The following is an 11,208-nucleotide window of genomic DNA, read 5'->3' as shown; positions in this document are numbered from 1 at the left end:
TTTTAAACTCCTCACAACCTACACAGTAATAACTTTCATACTCAGACAAGTATATATCACCATTTTCATAACACTTTCTAAAGTACTCTTCCCACTCTTTTCTGTCTTTTTCTCGTTGGGCTTCTCTTTCTTGCTTTTCCTTTTCAAACCTTTCTTCCCATTCTTTAAATCTTTTTTGAGCGGCAAGGTCGTTTTGGATTATTATGTTGTAAGCTTTGTTAAACTCTCTACCTATGGTTTCTGAAAGCTCTTCTACAATTCTTTCTAATCTATCAACTCTTTCTTCTAAAGCTTCCATGTTTAAAACCTCTCAAATCTTTTAAATTAAATTTAAGACACTGAACTACCTACATCAACTTCTTTGTCTACCGTTAAAACTGTTAATCTTTCTCCGTCTTTTGCAGCTAAAAGCATTCCGTGAGATTCTATTCCAAATATCTTTCTTGGTTTTAAGTTTGCAAGGACTATAACGTACTTTCCTACCATCTCCTGTGGGGTGTAGTACTGTGCTATTCCGGATACTATTGTTCTCTCTTCATCTCCAAGGCTTACTTTCAACTTTAAAAGTTTATCTGATTTTTCAACTTTTTCTGCTTCTAACACTTTACCAACTCTCATCTTGATTTTTGCAAAGTCTTCAATTGTTATAAATTCTTCTTGTTTTTGTTCCATCTTTTTCTCCTCTTGTTTTAGTTCTATTCTTGGAAATAAAGGTTGGATTTCTCCTATCTTTACTGTTGTTGGTAAGACAAAAGGACCAATATCCTGTTTTATCTCCGAGTATCCAAGCATATTTAACGCTTGCTGTACCTTAGATGGCATAAATGGTTTTAACATCCATAAAATTCCGTATATTCCATCCGCCAACACGTACAACACAGTTTTCAGATACTCTTTGTCTTCTTTGTTTAACTTCCAAGGTTCCACTTTTACAATGTATTTGTTAAGCCAATCTATAAACTGCCAAACTTCTTCTAAGGCTCTACTAAAGTCTAAATTTTTTATGTATCTATCAAAGTTTTCGTAAGTTTTTTTGTATATGTTTTCGTATTCTACCTCTAAATCTGTTTTTACTTGACAAGGTAAAACATTTCCATCTTGAAATTTTTTAATCATCGTTAAACTTCTTGATACGAGATTCCCAAGGTCGTTTGCAAGGTCAGAGTTAATTCGGTTGACAACTGCTTGTTTTGAAAAATCTCCATCTAATCCAAATGGTACTTCTCTAAGTAAAAAGTATCTAAGTTGGTCTACTCCATATTCGTCTGCTGCTTTGAAAGGGTCTACTACATTACCAAGAGATTTAGACATTTTATGACCTTCTACGGTCCACCAACCGTGAGCAAACACTTTTCTCGGTATTTCAAGACCTGCACTCATCAAGAAAGCTGGCCAGTAAACTGCATGGAACCTTAGTATATCTTTACCTACCACATGAACATCTGCTGGCCAAAATTCGTTAAGGTTATCCGGATAACCTACTGCTGTAAGGTAGTTTGTAAGGGCATCAAACCAAACGTATATGGTGTGGCTTTTGTCAAAAGGAACTTCAATTCCCCACCAAACTCTATCTTTCTTTCTTGATACAGATAAATCTTTCAACCCCTGTTTTACAAACGACACAACCTCATTTCTTCTAAAATCCGGTTGTATAAATTCCGGATTTTTTTCATAAAAATCAATTAGTTTATCAGTGTATTTAGAAAGTCTGAAAAAATAACTCTCTTCCTTTACCTTTTCACAAGGTTTTAAGTGTATAGGACATTTATAATCGTAATCTTTTATCTCCGTTTCAGTTTTAAACTCCTCACAACCTACACAGTAATAACTTTCATACTCAGACAAGTATATATCACCATTTTCATAACACTTTTGAAATATGTACTGAACCGCTTTTATGTGGTCAGGGTCAGTAGTTCTTATGAATCTATCGTAAGAGATGTTTAGTTTTTCCCAAAGTTGTTTAAAAGCTGTATGGGTTTTATCTGCAAGTTCCTTTGGATGAATACCTTTTTCTTCCGCAGCTTTTTGAATTTTTTGACCATGTTCATCTGTTCCTGTTAAAAAAAATGTTTTTACACCTTTTTGACGGTAATACTTTGCCATCACATCACAGGCAATGGTTGTATACGCATGACCTAAATGTGGAACGTCATTTACGTAGTATATAGGTGTTGTAATATAAAACTTTTCTTGCATCTTTACCTCATACTAAATATTCTTAAAATTATGACGATAATAATTATATCAAGATTAGGAGTGTAGATGAATTTTAAAGAAAGTAAAATTTGTTTTAAGATAAACTATTTTGTAGAGAATATTTTAAAAGTAAGGTCTTTTGCTACAAAAATAACTTTGGTGTTTTCTGCCATTTTTATTTTTTCGGTATTTGTATCATCCGGATTTTTAGCTTACTTTCAGATAAAGGAGGATTTTGAAAATGCAAAAAAGCATATAGACCTTGCAACAACTATCAGGCAAAATTTAAGTCAACAAAAGTTAGACATTTTTTCAGAAAAAATAAAAAAACTAATAAAAAACAATCTCTTAGATGAAGTGAAAAACGACACCAACATTAAACTTTTTAAAGAAACGTTAACTGATAATAAGGAACGATACTATTATAAAGACGGAATAATATACTTTACAGTAAATTCAGGTCAAAGTAACTTTTTAGTTGGTGTTGATGAAAAGATACTTTACGATATAATCATGTCCAAAGCCGGAATAGTATCTATTTATAATCCGGTTTTTTACATATCAAACTCAAAGAACACTACAAATAATCAAATATGTAGTTTTAAAAAATATGTCAATGGAGATTTTTATCTGATTGGATGTATAGAAAGTAAAACCATTCTTACTATGTCTTTGAAAAAAGTTTTAAAAGATTCACTACTATTTTCTTCTGTATTTATAACGCTATTACTAATATCCTTTTTCATTGTAAGAAGGATAGTCCTTTTTCCGCTTGTTTTCTTGACTTACAAACTCGAAGAAATAGATAAAAAGGGATTAGAAAAAGTAAAATTTACTCTCCAACATTTTGGTAGCGATGAACTTGCAAAAGTATCAGCCCTTTTGGAAGATTTTAGAAAAAAAATTGTAAAATCCCGTAATAAATTTAAGTTAATTTTTGAAACAGTAACAAAAATGATATCCATCTCAAACAACTTTAACAAATTTGCCAATTATGTTTTAAATCAGATAGATAGAATTCTCAATTTAGAAGGAAGTTTTTTGATATCTGTTTCTAATATCTCATCAAAAACAACACTATACTCAAGTAGAGCTCAGGCAAATAATTTAGAAATAAACGATTTAAAAGAAATAGAAGAAAAACTAAAAGATAAAGAACTGTTTATAGAAAAAGATAGATATTACAAAATTTATATAAAAAAGAAAGTTGATGAAGATTTGAGTTTAATTTTTATAGGGTTTTCCAAAGAAAAATTGGAAGACGAAGATTTACAGTATCTTGATGTTATACTTGCGAACTTTGTTTATACGATAAATATCTACAATCTTGCCACTTTAGATTTCTTAACAAAAATACCAAACAGAAGAAAACTAATGCTTGAACTGGATAAAGAGATAAAAAGAGCGGAAAGGTACAAAAGACCTTTATCAATTGCAATGATAGATGTTGATGATTTTAAGATTATAAATGACACATACGGACATGATATTGGAGATATGGTACTTCTTCGGATAGTTGATGTTTTAAGAAAATCGGTTAGATCAACCGATGTTATAGGAAGGTACGGTGGAGAAGAGTTTTTAATAATTATGCCAGAAACACCATTTGAAAATGCTAAAAAAGTTGCTGAAAAAATAAAAGAAAACATAGAACATTCAGTTATCTATATAAATGATAGTACTAAAATAAATTTAACTGTAAGTATTGGAGTAGCAAGCACAGAATTACATGGTTATGACGTCCAATTTTTATTGAAGGCATCCGACCTTGGGCTTTACAAAGCAAAGAACAAAGGTAAAAATAGAGTAGAATTTTTAACAAAGGATGAGATTGAAAAGATTATAGAAACCGAATTTGAATCCAAGAATATTATTACATCAGCTCTTAAAGAAAATAGAGTCATTCCATTCTTCCAGCCGATAGTTAGAGCTGATACATTGGAAGTAGTTGGATATGAAGTTCTTGCGAGGGTTTATTTACCAGAAGAAAAGAGATTTTTACCAGCTTATAAATTCATATCAGAAGCTATAAGATACAAAGTTTTAGAAAGAATTGATAAAGTAATTCAAGATAAAGCTATGCAGTACATATCAGAGAAAAATAAGAAGGACAAACTTTTATTTTTTAATATGTCAAAAGATTTTTTTGAAAAATTGAGTAATTTGGACGAATTTTTATCTTTAGTAAATTTTTACGGACTTAAACCAGAAAATATTTATCTTGAAGTTACAGAAGAGGAGGCTTTATCTGATTTAACTACACTTAAAGAGTACGTTCGGTACGGTAAGAATCTTGGTTTTAAGTTTGCGATAGATGATTTCGGTGCAGGGTATTCAAATTTCATCTATTTAAAACACTTTCCAATAGATTTAGTAAAAATAGATGATTCACTTGTCAGTAACATAGACCAAGATGTAGATGACCAAGTTATAATAGAGAGTATCGTTAGGATAGCAAAACATAAAAATATAAAAGTTCTTGCTGAAATGGTTGAAAAAGAAGAAGAGTATAAAACTTTAAAGAAACTGGGTGTTGACTACTTACAAGGTTATTACTTTGGTAAGCCAACACCGGATACTGACTAAACTTGTAAACTACCCATACTTATAGAAGTATGGGCTTCCTGCTTCAACTTATATGTAATCTGATAGAAAATTCCAAACTTCTTGCTATAATTTTGTTAAAGCTTCCCTTTTGTGTTCTTCTAACGGATTTTCAACCTCTACCATCAGGTACACTTTGTCACCTTCTCTAACTCTTTCTACCGTTTTTAGTCCTACAACAGTTCCTCTTTCTGCTATTTGGATGTCTTTTCTGTCTATCTGCATAGACTCTACTTTTTGCCTTACTACTCCTGTTGTTTTACCAATTATATGGATTGTATCTCCTATCTTCATGGGGTTATTTACTATTCTAACTTCCGCTACACTTATTTTAGGGTAGTACTTTATCACTTCTCCAACGTAAACTTTTTTCTCTTTTGCTACAGATTGATTTAATCCAAACAATCCTTGTCCAAAGTAAAAGCCACTGTCCCACTGTCTGTGGTAAGCTCTTTCTAACAAATCCCATAAATCTTGATATCCTTTTGTTTCCCATTCTCCGTTCAAAATTCTGTCCCTTGCTTCTCTATATGCATAGGTTACAAGGTAAGCATAATCCGGATTTTTATTCCTTCCCTCTATCTTCCAACTATCCGCCCACATCAGTTTATCAATAAAGTTTAGTGTAACCAAATCCCTTGCTGAAAGAATGTAGTCTGAGCCCAGAATAAAGTCTGTTCCAGTGTTTTTTGAAGTTATTTTCACTTCAAACTCGTGTCTACAAACTTGGTAACACTCTCCTCTGTTTCCGGATGTTTCAAAAACATCATGACTTAAAAAACATCTTCCGGATACCGCCATACACATTGCACCATGAACGAATATCTCTATCTCAAGGTTGGTGTTTTCTTTTAGCTGTAAAAGTCCGTCTAACTTTACCTCTCTTGCCGGAACTATTCTCTTTACTCCAAGTTCTTCATAAAACTTAGCCGCAGCAGTATTTGATACAGATGCCATAGTAGATAGATGTGTAGTTATTCCTCTTTTTATCGCTCCGGATAAAACAGCCATATCCCAACCTATTACAGCATCTACACCTATTTCCTTCAACTGGTCTAAAGTTTCATTTACCCATGGCAAATCATCTTCAAAAACGATAGAGTTTAAAACTATATACTGTTTTAATCCTTTATCTTGAGTAATTTTCCTTATCTCTTTTACATCGTTTATATCAAATTCACTTTTTAAAGCCCTTTGGTTTAGTTTACCTACTCCCATATATATAGCATCTGCTCCGGCTTTTATCACGGCAGCAAGACCTTCATAATGTCCTACAGGAGCTAAAATTTCAGGTTTATTCAATCTAAATGACCTCCGATTTTAATTTTTAAAAAGATAATACTTACAAAAAGATATACCATAAATGATTTTTGTCATTCTATTTTTATGTATTTTAGCTTCAAAGCATTTAAAACAACCGTTATAGAGCTTACACTCATTGCAATCCCTGCGTACATTGGATTTAAAAGTATTCCAAAGAACGGATAAAAAAGCCCTCCGGCTATTGGAATTCCTAAAATATTATAGATATAAGCCCAAAATAGATTTTGCTTTATGGTCTTTAAACCTTTTTGGCTTAAATTTATAGATTTTACAACACCTTTTATATCACTGTTTAGAAGTATTATACTTCCGGATTCTTTGGCTAAATCCGACGCAGTTTCTACCGCAATCCCTATATCACTCTCTATCATTGCAGGAGCATCGTTAACACCATCTCCAACAAAAACAACCGTAAATCCTTTTTCTTTTAAAGATTTTATAAAGTTATATTTATCAATCGGTGTAAGGTCATAATGGTACTCTTGAATTCCAAGCTCATTACTTACCTTTTCAGCAACTTTTTTATTATCTCCGGTAAGCATAACAACATTAATTCCTCTACCTTTTAGCCAATCAACTACGTATTTACTATCAGCTTTTATAGTATCAGATATAGAAAATGCCGCTACGACTTTATTCCCAAAAACTCCAAAGATGACCGTATTTCCTAAATCCTTATTTTTTTCATAAAATTCGGCAAACTTATCTTCCAGCTGTATAGACATCTCTTTTAGAAGTTGCATATTACCCATTAAAACTCTGTTTCCATTATAAATTCCAATTACACCTTTACCAACAATAATCTGTTTATTTTGAATATCTAAATCTTTATAAAAATCAATCTGTGATAAATTTAGTATTGCTTGAGCTACCGGATGATTTATACCTCTTTCTAAAGATACAAACAAAGGAAGTAAATCCGGATTTTCTAAAATGTAAGCTTCAACTTTCATTTTACCTTCGGTTAAAGTGCCAGTTTTATCAAAAACTACGTAATCTATTTTTTCTGATTTTTCTATAACTTCCGGATTTTTAAACAAGATTCCTTCTTTTGCTCCTCTTCCTACTATATTGACTATCGTTATAGGTGTTGCAAGCCCCAAAGCACACGGACAAGCAATAACCAAAACGGAGATTGCAGATGTGATGGAAAAATTCAAAGGATATCCCAGAAAGTACCACAAATCAAAAACAAGAATTGAAACTATCAACACTGTAGGCACAAAGTAAGCTGTAATCTTATCTGCAAGAGTTCCTATCTTTGGTTTCTTTGATTGGGCATCTAAAAGAAGCTTGATTATCTGATTTAAAACGCTATCTTTTGCATCTTTTGTGGCTTTTACTTTTATAACACCTACCTTATTTATACTACCACTTAAAACCTCATCGTTAGGCTTTTTAAAAATAAGTTTAGATTCTCCAGTTATAAAAGATTGGTCAACTTCTGTTTGACCTTCTATTATTACTCCATCAACAGGTATTTTATCACCAGCTCTGACTAAAACAACATCTCCTTTTTTAATAGAGATAGCATCAACAACCTCTTCTTTTCCATCAACTATTTTTATAGCTTTATCCGGTTTTAAAGAAAGAAGTTTTTTCATAAAATCCGTTGCACTTTGTCTTGTTTTTAACTCTAAGTACCTTCCCAACAGTACAAAAGTTATTACAGCAGATGAACCTTCAAAATAAAGGTATCTCATATTTTCAGGAAAAAAATCTTTAAAAACTAAGACTGCAATCGAGTAAAAGTAAGCTGCAGATGTACCAATACTTACAAGAAGATTCATATCAGCAAGTCTATTTTTTAAAGATTTTAAAGAAGACTTATAAAATTCATAACCACCGTAAAATTGAATTACAGAAGCAAAAAATAGCTGTAAATACTCAGAAAAGTGGAAAAACATGGAGAAAAAAATAGGAATAAAGAAGAGAAACGAAATAACAACTCTTTTCTTTAAGTTATTTAGTTCATCTAACTTTTTTTTTCAAAACTTTCAAAATCTATTGATGCATCGTATCCAAGTTCTTTTATTTTAGATATTATATCTTCCTTTTTTACTTTAGAAGAGTCGTATAAAAACTCACCTTTTGAAGTGGCAAAGTTAACCGATACATATTTTATACCATCCATAAGTTTTAAAGTTGCCTCTATTCCTGCTGCACATCCAGCACAATGCATTCCGGATATGTTAAGTTCCAATTTTTCCAACTCTCCTGATTGTTCCGTTTGTTCTTCCTTTTTCTTACCTTTTCCAAAGAAAAACCAGCTTATTCCGGATATCACCGTTAAAGAGCTTATCAAAACAGCAAAATCTTTCATTTTCAATGCTCCTCTTTACTTTCCTTGTGAGATTTTGATAATAAAAAAATTGCAAACGCTATTAAAAATATTCCAATACCAAGATATAGCAAGTTTAAAACTTCTTCGTAAGAGTATTTGACAGCGTGTTTAAAGAAAGTTACAATCAACACCATAACTATAACTTTTGCAAGTTTATCTTTCAACTGGTCCAATGAGTGTACTACCAGTATTTTTGAAGATTTTGTCTCTTTTTCTGCATAGTCTATTTTACTAACAAAAAGCTCATACAAACCTATACCAAATATAAGTAAAACCGTTGCGATAAGGTAAGCATCTATCGCACTTATTATATGAGTGATTGCATCTTTATGAAACTGTTCGTATACTTCTTTATCAGAAAAAGCATGGAAAAGTTCTTGAAATATAAGAATAATATCGTAAGTTCCCATAACAACTAATGTAAGTGACGCAAAAATAGAGGCAATCACAGCTAATACTACCATCAACCTTGATTCCCATAAAATCCTTTCAAAAATCTGCTCTATCTTATTCAAAAACAATCCTCCACACAGTTTTAAATACTATTTTATCATAGAAAATTTAGATTAAATCAGATAAAAGCTTTTTAGCTTCTTGGACTAACTTTTCTTCCTTTTGTTTGTCTTCAAGGATTTTTATTATTTCTTCTGATTTCGCATTGATTGTATTTTGTAAAGACTCTATCTTTTCAAGAATTAACTTTGCTTCTTGATGGTTTGATATTAATCCGGATTCAAAAGATTTATTTAGCTGATTGTAGATATTTTCTAATTGAGTATTAAATTCTGAAAAATCCATATCATTTGAAGATATTATCAAATCTTCAATTTTTTTTAAAAGCTGATTCAAGTTTTGTGTGCTAATTCTTCCCACCCACTTTTTAATGTATTAAGAATGTTTATAACATCTTCAAGTCTTTGTTTGTCGTTTTTTAGGTTGGCAAGTAATAATTCATTTATACAAAAAGAGTAGATATCTTCTAAGTTTTGAGCTATTTCACCTCCTTTTTCAAAATCAAGACCAACTCTTAAAGTTGTAAGAATATCAATGGCTTTTGATATATTCTTGATTTTACCTTTTATATTTCTATTCTCTATGTTTTCTATAGCTCCTTTTAACTCCAAAATAATCCTTTCATAACCTTTTGCTATAATCCCTGCAACGGGTAATGAGTCTAACTCAGTTTTTATATAATTTTCATATGGATTTACCATCTACATCTCCTACTGTTTGTTTGTTTGTAAGCCAAAAGTTGCCTGTATTCTGGCACTAATATCGTTATACTGAGCTTGAAGTGTTTGCATGTAAACAAACTGATTTTTAAGTGTTTGTATTTCCATTTGTACTCTTTTGTTTACTTGGTCTATCATCTCCTTGATAGAGTTTATCTGTTTGTCGTAGGACTTGATTTTTGAATCTAACACTCCGGATGTTTGAGTGTAGTCTTTAAGATAATCATTAACGTTATTTTTAACTGTAGTTAGTATGTCTTTAAGTTCTGAAGGGTTATTTTGTATCATGGTTTGAAGTTTATCTGTGTTTAAGGATATGTTTCCGTTTGTTCTATCATATTTTATAAGTCCGGCTGTTAATAAAGGTTCTAACTGCCTATAAAGACCACTTTTTACTATATTTAGAGAGTACTCTCCACTTAATCTTCCATCTTTTCCTGTTTCTTTATTTAGAGTGTTAACCAAGTTGTTATATCCAGAAATTATACTGTTTAAAGTATCTGTTATAGGTTTAGAATCTTGGTTTACAGCTACTGTTGTATTTCCCGTTTGATTTACTGTGATAGATAATCCAGGCACATTGTTAAAAGTGTTTGTTGAACTGTTTATAGTCAACCCTTCATACTGTATTTGAGCATCTTGAGCTGTTTTTATATGGTTCAAACCTAAAGTAGAAACAAGATTACCACTATCACTGATAGTTAGTGCATTCTCAGAACCTGTTTTTGTTCCGGATATAACCAACTTATACTGAGGGTTTGAATCTGTTCCTACATTAACAACGGATGCCCTAAAATCTCCGTTGTATGTTTGTGCCACATTGTTTATCTGGTCAGATAATGCTTGTAAAGAGTAGGTATTATCGTATACTACATTGTAATCTATTCCTTTTATTCTAATGGTTAATGTTCCACTGCTTAATCCAAGAGGTGCATTTTTATCTGATACAGCGTTACTTGTCGCATAAACATCGTTTTGAGCAAGCTGGTTAACGGTTAATGAAAATGTACCTACATTTACAGCTGTAGGGTCTGTAATGTTAACATTTGCAATGTTTGGGTTTGATAGATTTACAGATTTTGCGTATGCTATATTTGGATTTGTGATGTTGTTAACAGTGTTTTGTATATTTTTTAATATCGTTTGAATGTCTGATATAGCTGACTTTTTATCGGATATGGATTGTTGCTTTTGCTGTAAAAGTAGGACTTGCTGACTTTTGAGAGATTGTATCTGTTGTAAAACCGAGTTCATATCAAATCCATTTACAAGACCTGTTACGTTGAGTTCTCCTGCCATGGTTTATCACCGCCATCAAATTTTTTCGTTAAAAAGTGCTCCAAGCATCTTGTTGATATTTTTAATTATGTTTATAATGTAATCCGGTGGTATCTGCTTTATCACTTTGTTTGTTTCAACATCTACTATTTTAACTCTAATTTCCAATTTAAATAATTTTAAAACAAACCAAGACAAGTAGCAAAACTTAAAGCTAAAATGAAGAAG

At 31.5% G+C, this 11,208-nt stretch carries 10 protein-coding genes and 1 pseudogene; 1 reads left to right on the top strand and 10 read right to left on the bottom strand.

All coding sequences use genetic code 11. The features are described from left to right. Nucleotides 1–298 (bottom strand): annotated as a pseudogene (locus tag NE054_RS05320) (hypothetical protein); the annotation flags it as partial. A gap of 32 nt (nucleotides 299–330) precedes the next feature. After that, nucleotides 331–2,199: a methionine--tRNA ligase gene (gene metG / locus NE054_RS05315; protein WP_297889475.1), complete on the bottom strand. Its 1,869-nt coding sequence runs from the start codon at nucleotides 2,197–2,199 to the stop codon at nucleotides 331–333. Nucleotides 2,200–2,265: 66 nt separating this feature from the next. On the opposite strand from metG, the gene NE054_RS05310 reads away from it, so the two are divergent. After that, nucleotides 2,266–4,785, top strand: coding sequence for a bifunctional diguanylate cyclase/phosphodiesterase (locus NE054_RS05310; protein WP_297889472.1), 2,520 nt, complete (start codon nucleotides 2,266–2,268; stop codon nucleotides 4,783–4,785). A gap of 84 nt (nucleotides 4,786–4,869) precedes the next feature. Here the strand turns inward: NE054_RS05310 and NE054_RS05305 are convergent, their stop codons facing one another. From NE054_RS05305 to NE054_RS05270, 8 genes are all read right to left on the bottom strand, one after another. Further along, a complete protein-coding gene (locus NE054_RS05305; RefSeq protein ID WP_297889470.1) occupies nucleotides 4,870–6,105 on the bottom strand; it encodes a peptidase U32 family protein in 1,236 nt (411 codons plus the stop codon). A gap of 71 nt (nucleotides 6,106–6,176) precedes the next feature. Beyond that, nucleotides 6,177–8,033 (bottom strand): copper-translocating P-type ATPase, encoded by a 1,857-nt coding sequence (locus tag NE054_RS05300; protein ID WP_297889468.1) that lies wholly within the window; start codon nucleotides 8,031–8,033, stop codon nucleotides 6,177–6,179. Nucleotides 8,034–8,101: 68 nt separating this feature from the next. Continuing rightward, nucleotides 8,102–8,449 carry a heavy metal-associated domain-containing protein gene (locus tag NE054_RS05295; RefSeq protein ID WP_297889466.1) on the bottom strand — a complete coding sequence of 116 codons (348 nt, stop codon included), beginning with the start codon at nucleotides 8,447–8,449 and terminating at the stop codon, nucleotides 8,102–8,104. Nucleotides 8,450–8,451: 2 nt separating this feature from the next. After that, the gene (locus NE054_RS05290) at nucleotides 8,452–8,985 is read right to left on the bottom strand and encodes a YqhA family protein (RefSeq protein WP_297889464.1); all 534 of its coding nucleotides are present in this window, start codon (nucleotides 8,983–8,985) and stop codon (nucleotides 8,452–8,454) included. Between the two features lie 46 nt (nucleotides 8,986–9,031). Further along, complete coding sequence (locus NE054_RS05285; protein WP_297889462.1) at nucleotides 9,032–9,268, bottom strand: hypothetical protein; 237 nt, start codon at nucleotides 9,266–9,268, stop codon at nucleotides 9,032–9,034. Between the two features lie 47 nt (nucleotides 9,269–9,315). Then, nucleotides 9,316–9,684 carry a flagellar export chaperone FliS gene (gene fliS, locus NE054_RS05280; RefSeq protein ID WP_297889460.1) on the bottom strand — a complete coding sequence of 123 codons (369 nt, stop codon included), beginning with the start codon at nucleotides 9,682–9,684 and terminating at the stop codon, nucleotides 9,316–9,318. A 9-nt stretch (nucleotides 9,685–9,693) separates the two neighbouring features. Next, a complete protein-coding gene (gene fliD, locus NE054_RS05275) occupies nucleotides 9,694–11,001 on the bottom strand; it encodes a flagellar filament capping protein FliD (protein ID WP_297889457.1) in 1,308 nt (435 codons plus the stop codon). A 15-nt stretch (nucleotides 11,002–11,016) separates the two neighbouring features. Next, the coding region (locus NE054_RS05270; protein ID WP_297889455.1) for a flagellar protein FlaG at nucleotides 11,017–11,208 on the bottom strand (192 nt) is incomplete at its 5' end.

It is taken from the genome of Sulfurihydrogenibium sp. (assembly GCF_027448985.1).
Lineage (GTDB): Bacteria > Aquificota > Aquificia > Aquificales > Hydrogenothermaceae > Sulfurihydrogenibium.
Note: the sequence above shows the minus strand (reverse complement) of the source record. Positions and strands in the feature narration are given on the sequence as shown.